Here is a 19,192-nt window from a genome sequence, read left to right on the forward strand (position 1 = left end):
ACAGTGCCGCGGGCAGTACCGGGGGGACGAACCGCAACCGAAACACCTTCCTCCGACCGTGCCGCTCGTCGTCCCCGCACATTCGGTAAAACGGAGGAAACACCGCCATGAGTTTCGGCGACCCGAACAACCCCTACGGGCCCCCGCCCCAGCAGCAGCCGCCCGCTCCCGGCTACGGCTACCCGCAGCAGGCCCCGCCCGGCGTCCCTCCGCAGGGGTACGGCGCCTACCCCGCGGCCCCGCCGCTGCAGCAGCCCGGTTACGGCGGCTATCCGCCGGCCGGCCCCTTCCAGATGCCCGGCATCACGCGCGCCGCGCAGATCATGCTCGGCATCGTCGTGCTGGCGCACGCGGTCATCGCGGGCCTGTACGGCTACACGCTGACCGTGTGGGACGAGACGATGGCGGAGGCCGGTATCACCGGTGACTCCCAGGCCCAGGAGTTCGCCGACCTCGGCAAGGGCATCGTCGTCTTCTTCCTCGGCCTCGCCGCGGTCTTCGCGCTGCTCGGCCTGGCGCTGGTGGTCCAGTACGCGAAGGGCGGCAACGGCGTCCGGGTCTGCTCCATCGTCTACGGCTCGTTCGCGATCATCACCGGCATCTTCATGATCGCCGCGTGGGGCATCGGCCTGATCATCATCGTCGTCGCCATCCTGCTGATCGTGTTCGCGGCGAAGCGCGCCAGCGCCGAGTGGTTCAAGCGCCCGCGGTACTGAACCGGCGGCACCGGCAGGCGGATTCGCATTCAGGGGCCGTGTCCCACCCGTACGAGGGGGGACACGGCCCCTGCGCGTTGCCGTGGTTCGCCGTGGGACCGAGGGGGTCAGTTCCGCGGGTAGCGGTCCACGACCTCGACGTTGCCGAAGGTCCAGCCGGTCGCCGTGGACCAGCTGCTGGTGTAGGCGCCGAAGGTGCCGTCGCTCAGGGCGGGCATGGTCCACATCTTGACGCTGCCGTCGCCGTAGCCGTACATGAAGCCCAGGTCGTCCCGGCCGTCGCCGTCGTAGTCGCCGGTGGCGGTCTTCATGCTGTTACGGGTGATGTTGCCCGCGGCGATCCGCGCGGAGGCCTTGTAGGTGGCGAGGAGGCCGCCGCTGTCGGCCAGCCAGGTGTGGACCCCGTCGCTGCCGTCGGAGTACTCGTACCAGGCGGCCAGGTCGTCGCGGCCGTCGCCGTTGAAGTCGCCGGAGTGGACGGTGGTGTTGTCGGGGTTGCCCCAGGTCGGCGCCTCCCAGCCCTTGACGCCGGAGTTGAAGCCGCCGGCGGCGGTGGCGAGGAAGGTGAAGGTACGGGCGAGGCCGCTGTCGTAGTTGTAGAAGGCGGCGAGGTCGTCGCGGCCGTCGCCGTTGTAGTCGCCCGTCACCAGCTTGGCGTTGGACGCGGTCCAGCTGCCCTCGGCGATGGTGAGGGAGGAGGTGGGCGCGTCGAAGCCGCCCGCCTTGGTGGACTTGAAGGTCCACAGCCGGTCGTGGCCCGCGGAGTAGTCGTACCAGGCGGCGATGTCGTCCCGGCCGTCACCGTCGAAGTCACCGGCGACGAACGTGGAGCGGGAGAACGTCCAGTCGCCGACGCCCGACTGCCAGGAGCGGAACGGTGTGGCGTAGACGCCGTCGCCCGTGGAGATCCAGGTCCACAGCCCCACGGTGCCGTCGGCGTAGCCGTAGGCGGCGGCGAGGTCGGCGCGGCCGTCGCCGTTGAAGTCGCCGTTCAGCAGCTTGGCGTTGGACGCGGTCCAGTTGCCTGCGACGGTGGCCCAGGAGGAGACAGGGGCCTGGAAGGCGCCGCCCGTCCCGGTGAGGAAGCGGAAACTGGCGTCGCGGCCGTCGGCGTAGTCGTACCAGGTGACCAGGTCGGACCGGCCGTCCCTGTTGTAGTCGGTGCGGACGACGGTGTTGCTGGACCAGAGGTTCTCGCCGGAGGCGGTCTGCACGACCAGGTTTCCGCGGTCCTGAAGGAGCAGCCTGCCGCCGGGGGCGGACGTCTTGGACTCCCACAGGGTGGTGCCCGTGGTGGACTTGACGGTCAGGTTGCCGCCTGTGGTGAGGGTGGCGGTGGCGCCCGCGTTGCCGGAGGTCTTCGAGGACCACAGGGTCTTGCCCGCGTTGGAGGCGACGGTCAGGTTGCCGTCGGTGCCCATGGTGACCTTGGTCGACGTGGACAGCAGGGAGTCGCCGGAGCGCAGGGTCTGTCCTGCGGCAAGGCTCGCGCCGAAGGGTGAGCCGTCGGCGCGGGCGGCGATGGCGCCGGTGCGGGTCTCGGCGGAGCCGAGGCAACCGCCCTGCCAGGCGCGGGAGTTGATGGCGACGAGTTCGTACGATCCGCCGCTGGTGGCGCGCAGGACGGGGCCGCCGGTGTCGCCCTTGCACAGGGAGTCGTCGGCGCTCTTGGCGGACATGGCGAGGGTGTCGGTAGCGGCCGAGTCCAGGGTGTAGTTGGCCTGGTGGAGCTTGCCGGGCACCCATTCGGTCTTGGTGCGGCCGTAGCCAAGGACGGTGAGCGCGTCTCCGGCGGCGGGCGCGCCGGTGGCGACCTTGACCGGGGTGATGTTGGCGGCCGGGGTGGCCAGGCGGGCGAAGACCAGGTCGCGGCCGGCGCGCGGAACGATCTGGGTGACCTCGGCGACATGGCCGCCGGTGCCGGTCAGGTTGGTGCGGCCGATGGTGGCGACGGTCTTCCAGGCCGGCTTGCCCGCCGCCGGTGCGGTGCCGGACTGCGGGTCGGCGGCGAAGCAGGAGGCGGCGGTGACCAGCCACTCGGCGTCGACCAGGGCGGCGGAGCAGGACCGCTTGCCGCCGATGTCGAGATGCGCGGTGAAGGCGTGGGTGCCCTCCGGGGTCGGGGTGCCGACGGCGGCGTGGGCGGCGGGCAGCGGCGCGGACAGCACGGCGCCGGCGGCGAGGAGGGCGAGGACGGGTCTGGTGAGGCGGGGCAGCGAGAACATGTGAGTCCCTCTCGGTGGAACGGTGACGTCCTACTTGGTGGCGTGGAGTTCCACGAGGGTGTGGTCGCGGCCCTCGGGGTCGGCGCTCTCGCCGACCGCGGTCCAGCTGTTGGGGTCGATGTCGTAGGAGGTCTCGGTGCCGTCCACCGTCATGTCGGCGACGATCTGGTAGTCGTTGCCCTTGATGCCATACACCTGCGGCACCTCCAGGGCGAGACGGCCGGAGTCGCCCTTCACGGACAGGCAGAACTTCTCGGTCCTGCCGCGCGCCCAGATCTCCACCAGGCCGGTGGGGCCGCAGTCGGTGAGCAGGATGTTGCCGTCGCCGCTGATCAGCCGGATGCCGGTGTCGGCGTAGATCTGGTCGGCGTCGGGGTAGGCGAAGTCCTCGACGGCGACCGGGGGTATGTCCTCGGCGGCGGCCGGCGAGGCGGGCGTGAACAGCAGCGATACGGCGGCGGCAGCGGCGGTGGCCGCGGCGGCGAGGCCCAGGGGCAGCCAGCGTCTCAAGAGAGTCCCTCCGTCGGGAAGTTGACGATGCGTGAGCCCTCTAGGCGTATCAGCGCACTTGCTCCCCGGCGTCCTCGAAAGTTGCAGGATGTGCGCTTCCGCACCGGTGGTTACCGTGCGACACCCAGACCACGTGCCCGAATCCGCACGGGAAGGATGTCCGCCTTGCCGCCTTCACTGTGGAGCAGACGCCGCTTACTGGCGTCGCTCGCGGGAGCCACGGCCGCTCCCGCTCTGCCTGCCGCGCTCACCCTGAGTGCCGCCGCCCCTGCCCGCGCCGCCGACTCCGACGGCACGTACAACGGCCTGCCCGACACGGAACGGGGGCGGGCCGTGTGGCAGTACAAGATCGGGGGACGTGCGGTGCGCGAGGCCGCGGCGGCCGCGCTGGCCGTGGGGACGCCGGCCGCCGTGTCGGACTTCCTCACCAACCGGCTGCCCGCCGCCCGGGCGGAGGACAACCGCTTCGGGATCATCTCCAGCCTCGCCGACGCGGGCAGGGCCACCCGCGCGAGCGCCGATACGGCGCTTGCGGGCGGGGACGACGCGGTCGCCACGTTCCTGAGCAACGGTTACCAGCTGCCCGTGCTGGAGGATCTGCGGGTGGCGGTCATCACCGTCCAGAGCCACGGCGGCGCCGCCGTGAAGCGGCAGGCCGGACTGGCGCTGGAGACCGGCACTCCGGCGGCCCTGCGGACCTTCCTGGAGAAGACGCAGTACACCGCACAGCAGGAGGACGACCGGGTCGCGGTGATGGTCATGCTCGGCACCGCTTCGCCCGAGGTGAAGAAGTACGCCGAGCGCGCACTGAACGACGGATCGCCCGAAGCCATCAGCCGGTTCCTCGCCTCCGGCCAGTACATCGCCCGCGCGCGGGACGAAGAGGCCGCGACGATCGGCCAGTTGGTCGCCATCGTGGAGCGCGAGGGACGGCGGGCCAAGCTCCAGACCGAGCAGGCCGTCGCCGCCTCGGCGCGCGCGAAGGAGGCCGCGGAGAAGGCCAAGGCCGCCGCCCTGAAGGCGGCGGAGGAGGCACGGGCCGCCCAGCAGGACGTGGCCAAGTCGGCCAAGGCGGCGAACGACGCGGCGAGCGCCGCGCGGGGAGCCGCGAGCGCCGCCAACACCGCGATCGCCGCGTCCCGTACCGCCCAGGCCGCCTCCGGTCGCGCCGCCCAGGCCGCGCAGGCCGCCGCCGCTGCCGCCGCGGCGGCCGGCAGCGCCGCCTCCCGCGCCTACAACGCCGCCATCGCGGCCTCCGCCGACGCCTCCAAGGCGGACGCCGCCCGTGCGGCCGCCGAGGGTGCGCGGGCCGCCGCGGGTCGTGCGCGCACCGCGGCCGCGGCCGCCGACCAGGCCGCGGTCGCCTCCGCGGAGGCGTCCGCCGCCGGTTCCGCCGCCGCGAGCGCGGCCACCAATGCCGCCGCGGCGGCCAATGCCGCGGCCGACGCCGCCACCTCGGCGGGCGTCGCCCAGTCCCAGGCCGCCAAGGCCAGGGAGGCGGCGGCCGAGGCCGATGCCGCCGCCGCGCGCGCCACCCGGGCGGCGAGCACCGCCCAGACCTTGGCCAACCGCGCCGCCGCCGCGGCACGCGTGGCCCGCGACGCCGCGAGAAGCGCGGCCGACCACGCGGACGCGGCTGCGGACGCGGCGGACGAGGCCGCGGCGAACGCGGGCAAGGCGATCGAGTACGCCAAGCGGTCCACCGCCTACGCGGCGGCGGCGGTGGAGGCGGCGACGACCGCGTCCAACGCGGTGAAGGAAGCGCAGGAGGTGGAGCAGGCAGCGCGGGTGGCGGAGGCGGCCCTCATCGCCCAGGACACCGAGCTCGGCATCGAGGAGGCCGTGCTGCGGGCACAGGCCGAGATCGCGGACACCGAGCGGATCAACCGGGAACGGACGCAGGCCGACAAGACGGCGACGGAGATCAAGGACCTGATCGCCGCGGCCGAGACGGCACTGAGCGGCGGGGACTCCGCTACGGCGGTCTCGACGGGCCGGAAGGCCGCGGTCAAGCTCCTGGATTCTGTGGGCACTTGGACCCGGGAGGCCGCGGAGTTCGCTCTGGCGGGCACGGACGAGTCCGTCCTGAACTGGATCGACGCCGATCGCGTCCTCGCTCAGCGGCAGGACGACCGGGAGACCGTGCTGGCCGTCGCCAAGGCGTCCACGGCGTCCGTTGCCGACGCCGCGCACCGAGCACTGGCCAGTGACGATCCGGACGCCACGGCCGCCTTCCTCACGCAGGGGGCGGTGGAGGCGGCGCAGACCGACTACCGGGTCGCCGTGCTCAAGATCCTGAACGAAAACCCCGGCACCGCCGTCAGGGCGAAGGCCGAGGCCGCGCTCGACGACGGCAGTGCCACGGCCCTGTACCGGTTCTTCACCGTCGAACTGCCCGCGGCCGTCAAGGAGGACGACCGAGTCGAGATTCTGCGTCTCCTCGACGCCGGCGGCCCCTACACGAAGGCCGCGGCGCAGATCGCCCTGGACGGCCCCACCCGCATGCGGCGGTACTTCGTCATCCACGACAAGTTCGTCGTCGCCCGCCTCGACCACGACCACGCCACCCACGTCGCCGCCGTCCGCGCGGCGATCGCCCATGCCGCGCGGGTGGCTGCGAAGGCGTTGGAGGACGCCGCACTCGCCTCCAAGGCGGCGGCCGAGGCACGTCAGGCGGCGGCGGAAGCCTCCGAGTGGGCGGCGAAGGCCAAGGGCTACGCCACGGACGCCGCGAACTCGGCGCAACAGGCACAGCAGAACGCGGACGCCGCCGACAAGTCGGCTGCCGACGCGGCCCAGTCGGCGGAGAGCGCGAAGCAGGCCGCGTCGGTGGCTCGCAGTTCGGCCCGCAGCGCCAACTACTCGATGCGGCAGGCGATGGCCTCGGCAGAGCAGGCTGTGTCGTACGCGTCGAGCGCCCAGAACTCCGCCGCCCAGGCGCAGGCGTCGGCCGACCAGGCGGGCCAGGACTCACAGGCCGCGGCCGACGCCGCAAGTCAGGCACAGGAGACAGCGGCGGAACTGCGGCAGGCGGAACTGGAGGCCGCGGCGCAGGCTGCGGCGGAAGCGGCGCAGCAGAACGAGGCGAACGGAACCGATCCCTCACAGACCGCCGACCAGGACAACCCCTTCTATGTGGACTGGGGGCTCTGGCCCGAGGACGTCGAGGACCCCAAGGACTGGGCGAAGGTCACCGGCCACTGGGCCACCATCCTGGGCACCGCCGGAACCGTGTGCTCGCTCATCCCGGGACTCCAGGGCCTGGGCCTCGGCCTCAGCATCGCCTCCTGGGGCATCTCGGGCGTGAGCACCATCCTCAACGGGGTCGGCTACGGCTGCGACAGCGCCGAGTTCAAGTCCTCACTCGGCCAGTTCCTGATCGGCGGCATCTTCCTCGGCAAGGGGTGGATGTTCAAAAAGGCCGGCATTGCCGACGAGATCGGCGTCAAGGTGTCGGAGACCGTCGGTGGCGTGGTGGAGTCGGTCATCGGAGTGTTCGACTGGTAACCCGCCCCCACGACTCGCCGAACGCATAGCAAGCCTTTGCTGTCGTTCACCTCTCTCGCATACCCTCCCCCACGTTGACTGGGGGAGGGTGGCCCTCATGGAATCGGGCGAGGGGACGAGTCCATGTACAGCGTCATCGTGGTGCCTCCGGCATGCGCAAGGCCGGACGGACAGATCAGGATCGGTACGGGGGAGCAGATCTCGTTCGGCCGGGAAGATACGGCCGCCGGCTTCACCGTCCCGCACGAGGGAGTGCCCCGGATTGCCGGGGAAATCACCGCTCACCGCAATTTCTGGCTGCTGAGCAACCTCAGCGAGGACCAGACCTACGTCGTGGAGAACCCGGAGGGCGCGGGCGAGCACATCAAGATCGCGCCCGGCCGGGTGGACGCTCCGGTGCCGTTCGAGTTCGCGCGGGTCGTGCTCCCGGCCGCGGGCGATCTGCTCACCTTCGATGTGTGGGCGCCGCGCCACACCTTCCGCAGCGTGGCGCGGCAAGGGCTTTCCGGGGCCCTCACCGCGCCCGCGTTCGCCCTGGACCGCACGAAGCGGTACTTCGCGGTGCTGACGGCCCTGTGCGAGCCCCGGCTGCGGGGTGAGCCGCACGCCCCGCTGCCGGCGGTCGAGCAGCTGGTGGAGCGGCTGCGGCCGGTGTGGCCGGGGGTCAGCCGCTCGGCCGTGTACTGGAACATCGACTACCTCGCGCTCAAGCTGCGGCTGCGGCCGGGCCCGGACACGGCGGAGGCCGGTCAGCGCGTCAACGGCAAGAAGGAGTCCCTGGTCTCCCTCGCCCTCCGCTTCGACCTGGTCCGCGAGGACGACCTCGTCGTGCTGGCCCCGGCCGCGAGCGAGGTGTGCCGATGAGCGGGCAGACGTATGCCGTTTCGGTCCCGAAGGGCTACCGGGTCGGGTGCTGGGAGGTGCGCGAGCCGATCGCGACGGGCGCGTTCGCGACGGTCTACGCAGGCCGGCTCGTCGGGGAGCCGGCGGGCGAACTGCCCCGCCGCGCGGCGCTGAAGTTCCTGCCCACCGGCACCCGCACCCCGCGCCAGCTCAGCCATCTGCGCGAACTGGCCGAGCGGGAGGTCGAGTTCCTGGGGCGGCTGCGCTCGCCGCGGCTGATCCGGATGTACGACACGCTGACCGTCGACGACCCCGACCAGCCGGAGCTCGACGGCGCCACCGTGCTCGTACTGGAGCAGGCCGAGGGGTCCCTGGACGCCGTGGACGTTCCGTCGCCCGGGCCCCTGCTCGCGCAGATCTGCGAGGGGCTCGCGCAGCTGCACCAGGCCGGCTGGGTGCACGGTGACCTCAAGCCCGCCAACGTGCTGCTGATGCACGACGGTTCGGTGCGGCTGGCCGACTTCAACATGGCCTCGGAGATGGAGGGCACGCACGCCTACGCCCCCGCGTTCGCGACCCCCGACTACACCCCGCCGGAGCTGCTCTGGCCCGAGATCGACGAGCGGGGCACCCGGATCCGCCCGTCCGCCGACGTCTGGGCCTTCGGGGTGCTCGCCCATGTCGTCCTGACCGGCACCTTCCCGCTGCCGGGCGGCACGACGGAGGCCCGCTGCGACGCGGCGATGCGTTATGCGCGGGGCGCGGAGGAGCTGCGCCTGTCGCCCGAACTCCCGGACATCTGGCGGGAGATCGTGCGCGACTGTCTCGCCCGTACGCACGCCGAGCGCCTCGACAGCGAGGCGTTGCTGGGCCGGGTGCAGGAGGCGGCGGGGGTGGCCCGCTCCCCCAGGCTGCGTCCCGGTTTCCGGCGCCGGCACCCTGTCCTGGCGGGGGTCCTCGCGGCCGTACTTCTCGCGACGACGGGACTCGGGGCCTCGGCGTACGTCGCCCACCGGCAGGCGAACCAGGACGACGGGACGCCGGTGTACAAGGCGGCGCCCGTCGTGGCGACGACCGACTACGGGTACCACCGCTGCCCGGAGGACCACGTGTGCTTCTTCAGCGAGTACTACGGCCACGGGGAGATGTGCGCCTGGCAGGACAGTGACACGGACTGGCAGACGGGCGGCAAGACGTGCCCGTGGGCAGCCGACAGCCCCGTCCGGTCGGTGTTCAACAACATCTCGGAGGACCGGGAACTCAGCGGCGTCGCGTACTACCGCGGCACCGACTACACCCCGGCGGGGTTCGACCGCCGGCGCACGGCACAGCGGACGGGGTGCGACGGCGTGAACAGCATGGCGAACCTGGCGGGCACGTACGCGCCGCTCTCGCACGAGCTGGTGACCAGCTGCTCCTACGAGCCGTCGTTCTGGGCGGTGCTTTCGTCGCTGTGGTGAATCTGTGGTGAACATGTCGCACCGCGGTGACGTGCGCCTGCGATCATGATCTTCGTAATGGCATGACTCGTTCAACGGGGGAAGGACCCATTTTGAACTTCCGTACGACCAAGGGCCGTTGGGCCACCGCCGCCGTGAGCGCCGCCGTCGCGGGCGCGCTCGCGGCGAGCGCCTCTCCGGCCTCGGCCGCCGCGTCCGACGGCTACGTCAGCGGTGGCGCCTCGTTCTACGACGACTTCGGCGACGAGGGCACGCTGTCGACGGCGTCGTACAACGACACCAACGCGACCTGCCTGTGGCAGATCATCCTGTACGCGGAGGGTGTCAAGGAGAGCAACGGCACCCAGTTCGACTACGCCGACATCGACGGCCGGTTCGGCTCGAACACCGCGTACGCCACCAAGCAGCTGCAGAAGGCCTGGGGCCTGACGGTCGACGGCAAGGTCGGCAACAAGACCTTCGGCGCGGCCGACGACAAGTGGAACCCCGACACCCGGGGCGGCGAGCTGGAGTACCGGAGCACCGGTTCGACCGACGCCACGAAGTACAAGATCCGCTACCACGGCTCGCGTTACTACTTCGACATCTTCCGCACGACGAGCGGCAAGTACCGCTTCTACCACAAGAGCGTGTGGCACTACGCGTCGTACAAGAGCAACAGCAGCTGCAGCTGACGCTTGGAGCGAGTTGACGAAGAGGGCCCAGGTACGGGTGGGGAACACCGGTGCCGGGCCCTCTGGCTTTCTGCAGCTCGGTTCGCTTCGTCCGATGCCATGGGCCCGGCCCTCTAGTCCTCGGGCGTCACGAGGTCGTCGGGCCTGAATACGTGGACGTACGCCGCCAGTTGACCGTCCTCGTCGTAGCCGACGCGGCCATAGGTGTACTCGTCGCCCAGCTGATGGTCAGTCAGGATACCGAGGGCTATGCCGCCCTTGACCAGGTCGGGCAGGGCGTACCAGCCGTCCCGGTAAGCGGTGGGGTCAGGGCTGGTGGGGTACGAGGCGAGGTCGAAGTTGTAGCCCTTGCTGGTGTACTCCTCGATCGTTTCGCATCCGTTGGCCCACATCCTGTGGGTGTCGAGGATGCGTCGGGCATGGACGACCAGGTGGGCGACGGTCATCGCTTCGCGGGTGCCCACGCAGAACAGGCCGAGACCGGTCCAGAACGTCTCCCCCTCGGGGTGCTCCCAACGGACCGGCGGACGCGTGGAGAAGGCGATGGCCAGACGTTCGACGCGGGCATACCGGCCTGCGGCTTCCGGTTCGCGGAGGGGCTCGATGGTGAGGGCGACGGGGAAGCGCCCGTGCGGGAAGTACTCACAGATGTACGTGCCTTCACGCCCGGGGTCGCCCATCGGTATCGATCCGTCGGCTTCGTTCAGTACGAGGTCGCCGGCCAGGTCGATGCGCGGGGACACCGGCCTGTCCGGGTCCTGGGAGGCGAAGATCGCCGCGAAGTCGACGTCGGCGGCGTCGAGGTACGTGGGCTCCATGTGCGGGTCCTCCGGTGAATTCGCACGGTCCGGCGTCGGCCGAGCACAACATACGAGGCACCTCTGACAATGGCCGCCCCGACCGAGGACGGCGCACATGGCCGGACCAGGATGCCGATGGCCGTACTCAGGCGCGGCGGACCCGCCAGAGCCATGCTGCCGCGCCGGCTATCAGGGCGGTCATCGCCAGGTTGGGCAGGAGGGCCGGGGCACTGCCTGCCGTGCTGCCGTTGGACAGGTTCCAGGCGGTGATGACGGCCGTGGGCAGGATGGCGGTGAGCAGCACGCCGGTGGTCTTCCGGGCGGCGGTCCAGTGCGCCGAGGTGCACAGGAGTATCGCGCCGGTGAGGCGGGCCAGGAAGCCGATCAGCGATCCGGCCGGGGCCGGGAAGATCATCATGAAGGGTATCGAGAAGGTGACCATCAGGAGCGGGACCAGGGGGTGCACCTTGCCGCGCCGGGCGGGTGCGTCCGCCTGACCACGGGCCGGATCCCAGGCGGTCCCGTTGTCCCCTTCCGCCAGCGCCGAGGCCGCGATCGAGCGGGGGTCCCCCAGTTCCGCCAGGACTTCGCCGATCGCGGCGCCGGGGCGTTCGGCGCGCGTCACCTCGATGTGTTCGGCGAGGTCGGCGAGGAGTTCCTGGCGGCGGTCGGCGGGCAGTGCGGCGGCCTCGCGCTCGACGGTGGAGAGGTAGTCCTGTACGGGGTCGGCAGAGGTCTTCATGCGGAGGCTCCGGTGGGGGGGTGCGGGGTGGTCAGGAAGGCGTCGACGGCGTTACGGAAGCCGGGCCAGACGCGGGTGAACTCGTCGAGTGCGGCCCGGCCGCTGTCGGTGAGCGCGTAGTAGCGACGGGGTGGTCCGGAGGTGGACTCCTGCCAGGTGGTGGTGACCAGGTTGTCGCGGCGGAGACGGGAGAGCAGCGGGTAGACCGTGCCCTGGCTGGTGGCGAGGGCGCCGGAGTTCTCCAGGGCATGCAGGAGTTCCACGCCGTAGCGAGGGCGGTCCCGCATCAGTGCGAGCACGCAGTACTCCAGGACACCCTTGCGCAGCTGGGCGGCCGCTCGGGCCTGCTTGGCCGCATCACCTAGTTCCATGCGATGCAAGATACCTGGCGGGGCAAGCAGTGACTTCAGCGGGGTCCCCTCCACGCCGGTTGCTCAGGGGGGCCGGGCAGTAGCCGGTCTGCTGCTGAATGACCCGCGCCTCGGCGGTGTGCCGCGCCGCCGCGGTCAGGTCGCCGTTGGTGCGGCTGATCACGGCGAGCGCCGGCAGGACCCGGCACTCGGCCGGGCGCAGCTCCGGTTCGCGGGCGGGCGCAGCTCCGGTTCGCGGGCGATGGCCAGGGCGAGTACGGCCTGCTGCCGGGCCGGACCGATGTCCACCGGCCCTGCGTCCCCCCACGCCTCGACCCTGCCGAGCAGACGGAACTCCATGCCGCCCCCGTGCCGAAAGTCCCGCTCCCAGCAGGGGATTCCAGGTTCTCGCAAGGTCCGTGCACGGTGTTCGGCCCAAAGTGGGATCCGTTGAGCACGGCAGGCGGGCGGCCCACCCCCGCACCGCCTGCCGTGCCACCGCTCAGTCGACGGCGCCGCAGTGCTGGTCGCCCCCGACGAGGGTGTAGTCGCAGACGGCGAACTCCACGCCCAGGGCTACCCCGGTGTTGATGTTCAGCGTGCCGGAGGAGGCGACGGTGAACCAGCCGCTGGTGTAGGTGCCCGTACCGGGGAGGGAGACGCGGTACCGGGCGCGCAGGTTGGCCTGGCCGGTCTCGGCACACTCGTCGGTGACCTGCATCGCCCACCGGTAACTGCCCACGCCGAATCCGACCCCGTTCTCCCCGACCGGCAGCACCGCGCTCACGAACGTGGTGGTCAGCGAACCGCTCGCGTACGAGCAGCCCGTGGTACTGGCGCCGGAGACATGGACGGTCTTCTCGGTGACCGTGGGAAGGTCGGCGGCCTGCGCCGGGGCGGCGCCGGCCAGGAGGACGGCCGCGCCGGTCAGGGTTGCCGCCGTCGTAGTGACGCGTCGCATCGTCCCGGTCCCCCCGGCCCGGCCCATCGGCCGAGTGGCGCGTACCCGGCGAGGCAGGAGCCCACTGATGTTCGGAGAGTTTTGCAGCATCCCTTCCTCCTCCTCCTCTGCTTCGGCAGTGATCCGACCATCACTCTCCCAACGGTCCAGGTGCCCGACCACCTACAACAGTTCAGGTTGACGACCGCCCCGGTTCAGGCGAGCAGGGCACCCCCGCGGCGGGCGCGGCTGAAGAGCAGCCGGTAGACCGCGAGGCCCAGGGCGAGCCAGCACAGTCCGGCGAGCACGGCGCGCCCCGCCGCCCATGCCGTCGGGCCGAGCCCCGCGTCCGCTTCCAGCAGGAGCAGTGCGGACAGTCCGTGGGTCGCCGGCAGCGTCCGGGCGATGGCCTGTACGGGCTCGGGCCAGAAGTGCACCGGGGTGATCGCGCCGCAGAGCACCGTGGTGCCCATGTTGCCGAGTGAGCTCAGCAGGTTGTTGGCCATGGGCACGACGAGGGCGACGGCGCCGAGGACCAGCGCCATGCAGTACGTGGCGAGTGTCGTCAGCAGGACGAGGAACACGACCAGCGGAACCTGGACGAGGGTCCAGGACGCCCCGAAGAACGGCGACATCGAGAGCAGCACGATCGAGCCGGCCGCCACTCCGGACAGCGGCCAGCAAAGGCTCCGCCCCAGGAAGAAGCAGCCGGGCTCGGCCGGGGACGCGGCGAGCAGCGGCATCGTTCCCAGCAGGAGGTCGCGCACCATCGTGGAGGCGCCCTGCATCGCCTGGAGCACGCCGATCATCAGCGAGGCGCCCAGCACTACGTGCACCACGTACCCGGAGTCGCCGACGAGCGTGGCCAGTTGGCTGAAGAACAGCACCTGGCACAGCAGCCGCACCAGCCAGCCGCCCAGCCACGAGCGCCAGGTGTAGTAGGCCCGGAAGTCCTCGACGGTCACCACGGCGCCCTGACGGACCGCACCCGCGGCCGCGACGAGACGGTCCATCGCCGCTGTCCCCCCTTCTCCGCTCACGTCCTGGTCACTCGTTGCCTGCCAGGACGCCCAACTCCCGCGCCCGGCGCAGGAACCGGTTCAGGGCCACCACACCGGCGGCCAGCAGCAGTGCGCCGAGCAGCAGGACCATCCCCAGCCGGGGTACGGCCTGCGCCACCGGTGCCGGGTCGGTGGCGTCGCGCAGCAGCTCGGCCGCCCACGCCAGATAGCTCAGCCGGCTCACCGCCTCCAGCGGGCCGGGCAGTTCCGAGGCAGGGACCACCACCCCGCTCAGCAGGAACACCGGGTAGACCATGGTGCTCCCCAGCACGTAGGCGCCCGGCCGGGTCACGAACAGCGCGGAGAGGGCGGTGGTGGCCGCGGCGGTGCTCGCCGCCGCCAGGATCAGGGCCGCCGTGAAGACCAGCGGATGCGGTACGGGCATCCAGTAGCCGAACACGCCCCCGGCCACCAGCAGCGCCACGGCGAAGGCCGGTAGCGCCAGCAGCATGGCGCCGCAGAGCCGGCCGAAGACCAGCATCGGGAAGGAGGCGGGGCTGGCGACCATGGTCTCCAGCCGGCTGTCCTCCTTGTCCTCGGTGATGAGGTCGGTGGAGAAGATCAGCGCGGAGGTCCACATCGTCATCAGCGTGGGTGCGACGACGGCGTACGCGCTCAGATCGTCGCGGCCGGTGAACTGCATCACCGACATCATCACCAGCGTCTGGAAGGGCGCGAGGGTCAGCGACTGGTAGGTGTCGGTCTCCCCCCGCATGGCCACCAACTGGAAGTGCAGACCGGCGGCGAAGCCGGATGCCGCCGGTCCGCGGCGGGCGGCCTTCGGAGTCGCCGTCGTCACCGGCCGACCGCCATGCCGCGACGGCCGATGAGGTGGAGATACGCCTCCTCCAGCGAGGGCCGGTTGCGCGCGATGTCGGTGACCCCCTCCTGGACGAGCAGCAGCATGACGGCGCGGGTCGCGTCGGGGGTCTCGGTCTCGATGCGGACGGTGTCTTCGTCCGCCGTCGTCACCGCCGCCACCCCCGGCAGTACCGCGACGCGCTCCCGCAGCGCGGCGGGCAGCCCTCGGGCGTCCAACCGCTCATAGGAGGAGACGAGTTCACCGACCGTCTCCGGGCTCGCGGTCAGGGTCAGCTTCCCGTTGTCGAGGAACGAGACGCGGTCGCTGAGCGCGGCGGCCTCGGCCATGTCGTGCGTGGTCATCAGCACGGTGTGCCCGCCCGCCTTCAACTCCCGTACCAGCTCCCGGAAGTCGTGGGCGGCGACCGGATCCATGCCCACGGTCGGCTCGTCCAGGATCAGCACGCCGGGCTCGCAGACCAGACCGCGCGCCAGATGCAGGCGCTGCTTCATGCCGCGCGAGTAGGTCTGCACCCTCTCGTCGCAGCGGTCGCCGAGTCCCACCCGCTCCAGCAACTCCGTGACCCGCGCGCGACGGGCGGCGCGCCGCAACCCGTAGAGCTGGGCCCAGAGTTCCAGGTTCTGCCGCCCGGTGAGCCGCGGGTACAGACCCCGGTCCCCACCGAAGACGATCCCGATCAGCCGTTTGACGTCTTCCGCCTGGCGTACGACGTCCCGCCCCTGGACGGCGGCGGTGCCGGACGACGGCAGCAGCACGGTGGACAGGATGCGGCACAGGGTCGTCTTGCCGGCGCCGTTCGGACCGAGCAGACCGTGCACCTCGCCCTGCGGGACGACGAGGGACACCCGGTCCAGCGCGCACAGGTCCGACCGCCCCTTGCGCGCATACCGCCGGGTCAGCTCCCGGATCTCGATCGCGTCCCCGGTCACCGGCCGACCCCGTGCGCGGCGGCGACCGGCAGGTTCAGCAGCATGATGTGGGACAGCGGCTCGTCCTCCGCCGACCGCCACCGGCCGACCTGGCGGTAGCCCCAAGCGGCGTAGGTGGCGTGCGCCGGTGCCGCTTCCGGCTCCGGCCGCATGGCGAGGGTGACGCGCTCGACGCCCAGCCCCTCCCGGAGGTGGTCGTGCAGCCGGGCCGCGATCCCCTGCCGCCGCCACCCGGCGCGTACGGCGAGTTCGACGATGCCCAGCGTGCGCTCGCCGGTCTCGGCCGCGAACTCCGCGGTCGTCTCCCCGTCCATCACCTTCCACCACCCCGTGTCCGGCGGCAGGGGGTAGCCGAAGATGTAGCCGACGGGCAGGTCGCCGCAGCGGGCCACGACGAGCCGGGCGCGGGGAAGCCGGACCTCCTGCGCGAAGCGGTCCACGAAGTCGGCGATCTCCTTCGTGCCTTCGCAGTACGGCGGTTCGACCCAGATCTCCTTGTACATCGGCAGCACGAGATCGAGCTGCGCGGCGCAGGCCAGGCCTTCCCACCGCTCCAGGGTGATCTCCGGGTTCCCCATTGGTTTCCTCCCGTGTGCTGCGGTTGGCCGGGGCCGGAACGGGCGTCGGCTAGTGCTTGTTCGGGCCGACGGGGATGGATCGGTGGGACCGTTCGGCGGTGCCCGGGCCGGAGCCCTTCGCGGTGGCGGTGTGGCGGACGGGCCTGCGCTCAGCGGTGCCAGGAGGGCCGTTCTTCGCAGTGGCAGGGCAGAGAGCAGGTACGGCCAGGGCGAGGGTCTCGACGGCCATCTCAGGGTCTGTAAGCGCGATCATGCGTTCGATCCTTTCGGCGTTGAACTGCCTCAGGTGACGGCTCACTCATCGTCGGCCGACAGCGCGCTGCCGGAAACCTGGAACGTTATAGGGCACTTGGCGTGCGCCTGGGTGAGCCGACGTCAGCGCGGCGACCACCCTGAAATGTTCCAGGTACCTCGCGCGCCCCGGAGGCCCCACAGTGGCGTACGCATCTTTCAGATGCCGCAGTTGCGCGGATCCAACGGGGAAGGGAACACCATGAACCTCCGCACGCACCGGGCCAAGCTGGCCACCGTCACCCTCGGCACCGCCCTTGCGGGCGTCCTGGCCTTCGGTACGTCGCCGGCCTCGGCGTCCGCCTCCGCCGGGGCCATCAACGGCAGCGGCACCCACGGCAACGACTGGGAGGACGAGGGCACCCTGACCACCACCTCGTACGCCCAGACCAACGCCACCTGCCTGTGGCAGCGGATCCTGTCCTCGGAGGGCGTCAACAGGGCGTCCGGCAGCGAAACGGACTTCGCCATCAGCGACATCGACGGGATCTTCGGCAAGAAGACGGCATACGCGAGCGCGCAGTTGCAGAAGCGCTGGGGCCTGACGACCGACGCCAAGATCGGCCCGAAGACCTGGACGAAGGCGAGCACCCACCTGAAGTACGTATCCGGCAGCACCGCGGCGGGCGGGACGCTGAAGCTGAAGTACGTGGGCAAGACGTCCAGCTTCGCCGTGACCCGCAACACCAAGGGCTTCTACCAGTTCTACCAGGACGGCGGCACCCGGGTCGCCTCCTACAAGTACCGCACCTGCAGCTGAGACTCAGAGCGACTTGAGGAAGAGGGCCCAGGCGTGGGTGGGGAACACCAGCGCCGGGCCCTCGGGGTTTTTGGAGTCGCGGACGGGGGTGATGCCGGGGAGGTTGTCGGCTACTTCGAGGCAGTCGCCAGCCTGGGAGTTGCTGTAGCTGCTCTTGCGCCAAGCGGCGGAGTCCAGGTCAATCCCCTTGCTGCGCTTCATTTCTATAGGTCCTTGCCAGCTCGTCCATCAAGGCCAGGGACGCCTCGGGTGACAGTGCGACGGCCCTGAGCAGATCGTATCCACGACGGTACTGCTGCACGCGGGCCGGATAGTCGACAATCTGCCCGGTGAAGTCGCCCTCGGTGTACACCAGCGGCGGGGCGTCGGCGAAGGTCATGATCTTGACCATGCCATTCCTGAGCGGGTGCCAGGGGGTCGTTTCCGGAACGATCTGAAGAACGCTCCGCGTGGACCGGATCACGTCGAGGATGTGCTCCACCTGCTCGGCCATAACCACTGGGGGAAGCGGCGTTCTGCGGATGACCGACTCGCTCAGGATTCCCCAGTAGGTGGGCCGGTCCTCGCGTTTCCACAACTCCGCGCGCGCCAACCGTGCGCGGATACGCTCCTCGATCTCCTCCGGCGACCTCTCCGGATCCCCGTACTGAATCTGCCCCCGGAAGTACGCTCCGGTCTGCAGCAGTCCCGGGACGTTCACGGGCGCCCACTCCTCCAGTGTCTGCGCCTGCTTCTCCAGGTCCGGGACGTCGGCGTAGTACCAGTCGTGCCCCGCCCGCCGCGCCTTGGCCGCGTCTTCACACCGCCGCTCGAAGAACCCGTCCGTCCCCAGCCGTTGATCCGCATGCCGGGCGAAGTCCACCGGCATCCCCCGCTCGCCCCGCTCGATCTGGCTGAGGAACGAGATCCCCCGGAAACTCCCCTCCACCAACTGCTCCAGCGTCAGCCCCGCTTGCTCCCTTCTGTAGCGCAACTCGGCGCCGTAGAAGCAGGGAACGCTCACCGAAGCGTCGGGATCCTTCTTCGCGGGCACAACCCACCACCGTCTTTTCCAAGTTGCCGCTGCACACCTGAAATCTCTTTCACGGTACGCCGCGCCACACCACTCTGTGAGCACTTCGTCACAGTCCGCACAGGAAGGCGCGCGGCCATGCACCCCCACAACCAGGACACCCAGGCCTGCCTGGAACAACTCCGCACCGCCCTGGAAGCCAACGGCATCACGCTCCCCTCCCTCGGCATCGACCTGCCGACCTACGCGAGCGCGCTCCCCACACCGCCCCTCATCGCGCTCGGCAACTGCAACCACGCCACCGCCCGCGCCCTGACCGCCGCCCTGCGCAAGGCGGCCGGTGCATGAATTCGCTGAATCCGCTGTCGCTGGACCTCCTCGCCGTACCCAAGGCCGTACCGGAGGCCCGCCGGGCGGTCCGTGAGCACCTGGGTGCCCCCTGCCCCGAAGTCCAGCTCTGCGTAAGCGAGTTGCTGACCAACGTGATCCGGCACCTCGGAGAGGGCACGGCGGTGACCCTGCGCCTCGCCCGCACGCCCGACGGTCACATCCGCCTGGAGGTCACCGACCCCGACCCGCACGCCTGGCTCATCCTGCGCCGGCCCGACGCGGACGACGAGACGGGACGGGGCCTGCTGCTGCTCGACGCGGTGACACGGCGCTGGGGCGTGTGGCTGACGCCCGCGGGCAAGACCGTGTGGTGCGAACTCCCCCCGCCCACGGGGCGACCCTGGAACTTTTCAGGTACCGCCGGTCCTGTCGCCCCGCAATCATGAACCCGTGCCGTCTCAGGGGGAGTCGGCACGGCTGACGGCGGAGACCGCGGAACAGGGGTGCGCGCTCTCTCCCGTTCCGCGGCCGCGGTGGGCGTCGTGTCCCGACGCCCACCGCGGTCGTCCCGTACGTCTCCCGGGCCGGTAGCCTCCCGTCAACCAGCCATGAACCAGAGCGTGTTGTGCCAGAAAGTTCAA

General features: G+C 71.0%; 22 protein-coding genes. 8 read left to right on the plus strand and 14 right to left on the minus strand.

Going from position 1 to position 19,192, the window contains the following annotated elements:
* Positions 1–107 precede the first annotated feature (107 nt).
* Positions 108–716, plus strand: coding sequence for a hypothetical protein (locus AB0Q90_RS37180; protein ID WP_363165034.1), 609 nt, complete (start codon positions 108–110; stop codon positions 714–716).
* 107 nt (positions 717–823) lie between these two features.
* Here AB0Q90_RS37180 and AB0Q90_RS37185 read toward each other — a convergent pair whose 3' ends face one another.
* Both AB0Q90_RS37185 and AB0Q90_RS37190 read right to left on the minus strand, forming a co-directional pair.
* Positions 824–2,941: an FG-GAP-like repeat-containing protein gene (locus tag AB0Q90_RS37185; protein WP_363165033.1), complete on the minus strand. Its 2,118-nt coding sequence runs from the start codon at positions 2,939–2,941 to the stop codon at positions 824–826.
* A gap of 30 nt (positions 2,942–2,971) precedes the next feature.
* A complete protein-coding gene (locus tag AB0Q90_RS37190; RefSeq protein WP_363165032.1) occupies positions 2,972–3,451 on the minus strand; it encodes a hypothetical protein in 480 nt (159 codons plus the stop codon).
* A gap of 165 nt (positions 3,452–3,616) precedes the next feature.
* Between AB0Q90_RS37190 and AB0Q90_RS37195 the strand changes: the two genes are divergently transcribed.
* The 4 genes from AB0Q90_RS37195 (at position 3,617) to AB0Q90_RS37210 (ending at position 9,935) form a co-directional block, all read left to right on the plus strand.
* On the plus strand, positions 3,617–6,958 hold the full coding sequence (locus AB0Q90_RS37195) for an ALF repeat-containing protein (protein ID WP_365734226.1): 3,342 nt from the start codon (positions 3,617–3,619) through the stop codon (positions 6,956–6,958).
* Positions 6,959–7,081: 123 nt separating this feature from the next.
* Positions 7,082–7,822 carry an FHA domain-containing protein gene (locus AB0Q90_RS37200; RefSeq protein WP_363157904.1) on the plus strand — a complete coding sequence of 247 codons (741 nt, stop codon included), beginning with the start codon at positions 7,082–7,084 and terminating at the stop codon, positions 7,820–7,822.
* Positions 7,819–9,261: a serine/threonine-protein kinase gene (locus tag AB0Q90_RS37205; protein ID WP_363157905.1), complete on the plus strand. Its 1,443-nt coding sequence runs from the start codon at positions 7,819–7,821 to the stop codon at positions 9,259–9,261. Before AB0Q90_RS37200 ends, AB0Q90_RS37205 begins: the two co-directional genes overlap by 4 nt.
* A gap of 92 nt (positions 9,262–9,353) precedes the next feature.
* On the plus strand, positions 9,354–9,935 hold the full coding sequence (locus AB0Q90_RS37210) for a peptidoglycan-binding domain-containing protein (RefSeq protein ID WP_363157906.1): 582 nt from the start codon (positions 9,354–9,356) through the stop codon (positions 9,933–9,935).
* A gap of 113 nt (positions 9,936–10,048) precedes the next feature.
* Here the strand turns inward: AB0Q90_RS37210 and AB0Q90_RS37215 are convergent, their stop codons facing one another.
* From AB0Q90_RS37215 to AB0Q90_RS37260, 10 genes are all read right to left on the minus strand, one after another.
* The gene (locus AB0Q90_RS37215) at positions 10,049–10,753 is read right to left on the minus strand and encodes a hypothetical protein (protein ID WP_363157907.1); all 705 of its coding nucleotides are present in this window, start codon (positions 10,751–10,753) and stop codon (positions 10,049–10,051) included.
* A 127-nt stretch (positions 10,754–10,880) separates the two neighbouring features.
* Entirely contained in the window at positions 10,881–11,477 is a 597-nt protein-coding gene (locus AB0Q90_RS37220) for a hypothetical protein (RefSeq protein ID WP_363157908.1), read from the minus strand.
* Positions 11,474–11,848 (minus strand): PadR family transcriptional regulator, encoded by a 375-nt coding sequence (locus tag AB0Q90_RS37225; protein ID WP_363157909.1) that lies wholly within the window; start codon positions 11,846–11,848, stop codon positions 11,474–11,476. Before AB0Q90_RS37225 ends, AB0Q90_RS37220 begins: the two co-directional genes overlap by 4 nt.
* Positions 11,849–12,007: 159 nt before the next feature.
* Entirely contained in the window at positions 12,008–12,187 is a 180-nt protein-coding gene (locus AB0Q90_RS37230; RefSeq protein WP_363157910.1) for a hypothetical protein, read from the minus strand.
* A gap of 142 nt (positions 12,188–12,329) precedes the next feature.
* On the minus strand, positions 12,330–12,788 hold the full coding sequence (locus tag AB0Q90_RS37235) for a hypothetical protein (protein ID WP_363157911.1): 459 nt from the start codon (positions 12,786–12,788) through the stop codon (positions 12,330–12,332).
* A 194-nt stretch (positions 12,789–12,982) separates the two neighbouring features.
* On the minus strand, positions 12,983–13,780 hold the full coding sequence (locus AB0Q90_RS37240) for an ABC transporter permease (protein ID WP_363157912.1): 798 nt from the start codon (positions 13,778–13,780) through the stop codon (positions 12,983–12,985).
* 34 nt (positions 13,781–13,814) lie between these two features.
* Positions 13,815–14,627, minus strand: coding sequence for an ABC transporter permease (locus AB0Q90_RS37245; RefSeq protein ID WP_363157913.1), 813 nt, complete (start codon positions 14,625–14,627; stop codon positions 13,815–13,817).
* Positions 14,624–15,580 carry an ABC transporter ATP-binding protein gene (locus AB0Q90_RS37250; protein ID WP_363157914.1) on the minus strand — a complete coding sequence of 319 codons (957 nt, stop codon included), beginning with the start codon at positions 15,578–15,580 and terminating at the stop codon, positions 14,624–14,626. The genes AB0Q90_RS37245 and AB0Q90_RS37250 overlap by 4 nt, the downstream gene beginning before the upstream one ends.
* Positions 15,577–16,158 (minus strand): GNAT family N-acetyltransferase, encoded by a 582-nt coding sequence (locus tag AB0Q90_RS37255; RefSeq protein ID WP_363157915.1) that lies wholly within the window; start codon positions 16,156–16,158, stop codon positions 15,577–15,579. Before AB0Q90_RS37255 ends, AB0Q90_RS37250 begins: the two co-directional genes overlap by 4 nt.
* Before the next feature lie 49 nt (positions 16,159–16,207).
* Entirely contained in the window at positions 16,208–16,411 is a 204-nt protein-coding gene (locus tag AB0Q90_RS37260) for a hypothetical protein (protein WP_363157916.1), read from the minus strand.
* A gap of 240 nt (positions 16,412–16,651) precedes the next feature.
* Here AB0Q90_RS37260 and AB0Q90_RS37265 point away from each other — a divergent pair, with 240 nt between their 5' ends.
* Complete coding sequence (locus AB0Q90_RS37265) at positions 16,652–17,209, plus strand: peptidoglycan-binding domain-containing protein (protein WP_363157917.1); 558 nt, start codon at positions 16,652–16,654, stop codon at positions 17,207–17,209.
* Positions 17,210–17,212: 3 nt separating this feature from the next.
* Here the strand turns inward: AB0Q90_RS37265 and AB0Q90_RS37270 are convergent, their stop codons facing one another.
* Positions 17,213–17,410, minus strand: a complete 198-nt coding sequence (locus AB0Q90_RS37270; RefSeq protein WP_363157918.1) for a DUF397 domain-containing protein — start codon at positions 17,408–17,410, stop codon at positions 17,213–17,215.
* The gene (locus AB0Q90_RS37275) at positions 17,388–18,242 is read right to left on the minus strand and encodes a helix-turn-helix transcriptional regulator (protein ID WP_363157919.1); all 855 of its coding nucleotides are present in this window, start codon (positions 18,240–18,242) and stop codon (positions 17,388–17,390) included. Before AB0Q90_RS37275 ends, AB0Q90_RS37270 begins: the two co-directional genes overlap by 23 nt.
* A 117-nt stretch (positions 18,243–18,359) precedes the next feature.
* Here AB0Q90_RS37275 and AB0Q90_RS37280 point away from each other — a divergent pair, with 117 nt between their 5' ends.
* The gene (locus AB0Q90_RS37280; RefSeq protein WP_363157921.1) at positions 18,360–18,569 is read left to right on the plus strand and encodes a hypothetical protein; all 210 of its coding nucleotides are present in this window, start codon (positions 18,360–18,362) and stop codon (positions 18,567–18,569) included.
* Positions 18,566–18,997 carry an ATP-binding protein gene (locus AB0Q90_RS37285; protein WP_363157923.1) on the plus strand — a complete coding sequence of 144 codons (432 nt, stop codon included), beginning with the start codon at positions 18,566–18,568 and terminating at the stop codon, positions 18,995–18,997. The genes AB0Q90_RS37280 and AB0Q90_RS37285 overlap by 4 nt, the downstream gene beginning before the upstream one ends.
* Positions 18,998–19,192: the final 195 nt, after the last annotated feature.

The organism is Streptomyces sp. NPDC079141 (assembly GCF_040686775.1).
GTDB lineage: Bacteria > Actinomycetota > Actinomycetes > Streptomycetales > Streptomycetaceae > Streptomyces.

Bases quoted from the DNA above. Each gene is read 5' to 3' on its own strand.
- AB0Q90_RS37265 (WP_363157917.1), top strand. From the start codon at position 16,652: ATGAACCTCCGCACGCACCGGGCCAAGCTGGCCACCGTCACCCTCGGC.
- AB0Q90_RS37260 (WP_363157916.1), bottom strand. From the start codon at position 16,411: ATGATCGCGCTTACAGACCCTGAGATGGCCGTCGAGACCCTCGCCCTG.
- AB0Q90_RS37180 (WP_363165034.1), top strand. From the start codon at position 108: ATGAGTTTCGGCGACCCGAACAACCCCTACGGGCCCCCGCCCCAGCAG.
- AB0Q90_RS37280 (WP_363157921.1), top strand. From the start codon at position 18,360: ATGCACCCCCACAACCAGGACACCCAGGCCTGCCTGGAACAACTCCGC.
- AB0Q90_RS37230 (WP_363157910.1), bottom strand. From the start codon at position 12,187: ATGGAGTTCCGTCTGCTCGGCAGGGTCGAGGCGTGGGGGGACGCAGGG.
- AB0Q90_RS37220 (WP_363157908.1), bottom strand. From the start codon at position 11,477: ATGAAGACCTCTGCCGACCCCGTACAGGACTACCTCTCCACCGTCGAG.
- AB0Q90_RS37225 (WP_363157909.1), bottom strand. From the start codon at position 11,848: ATGGAACTAGGTGATGCGGCCAAGCAGGCCCGAGCGGCCGCCCAGCTG.
- AB0Q90_RS37215 (WP_363157907.1), bottom strand. From the start codon at position 10,753: ATGGAGCCCACGTACCTCGACGCCGCCGACGTCGACTTCGCGGCGATC.
- AB0Q90_RS37270 (WP_363157918.1), bottom strand. From the start codon at position 17,410: ATGAAGCGCAGCAAGGGGATTGACCTGGACTCCGCCGCTTGGCGCAAG.
- AB0Q90_RS37240 (WP_363157912.1), bottom strand. From the start codon at position 13,780: ATGGACCGTCTCGTCGCGGCCGCGGGTGCGGTCCGTCAGGGCGCCGTG.
- AB0Q90_RS37205 (WP_363157905.1), top strand. From the start codon at position 7,819: ATGAGCGGGCAGACGTATGCCGTTTCGGTCCCGAAGGGCTACCGGGTC.
- AB0Q90_RS37200 (WP_363157904.1), top strand. From the start codon at position 7,082: ATGTACAGCGTCATCGTGGTGCCTCCGGCATGCGCAAGGCCGGACGGA.
- AB0Q90_RS37285 (WP_363157923.1), top strand. From the start codon at position 18,566: ATGAATTCGCTGAATCCGCTGTCGCTGGACCTCCTCGCCGTACCCAAG.
- AB0Q90_RS37235 (WP_363157911.1), bottom strand. From the start codon at position 12,788: ATGCGACGCGTCACTACGACGGCGGCAACCCTGACCGGCGCGGCCGTC.
- AB0Q90_RS37185 (WP_363165033.1), bottom strand. From the start codon at position 2,941: ATGTTCTCGCTGCCCCGCCTCACCAGACCCGTCCTCGCCCTCCTCGCC.
- AB0Q90_RS37255 (WP_363157915.1), bottom strand. From the start codon at position 16,158: ATGGGGAACCCGGAGATCACCCTGGAGCGGTGGGAAGGCCTGGCCTGC.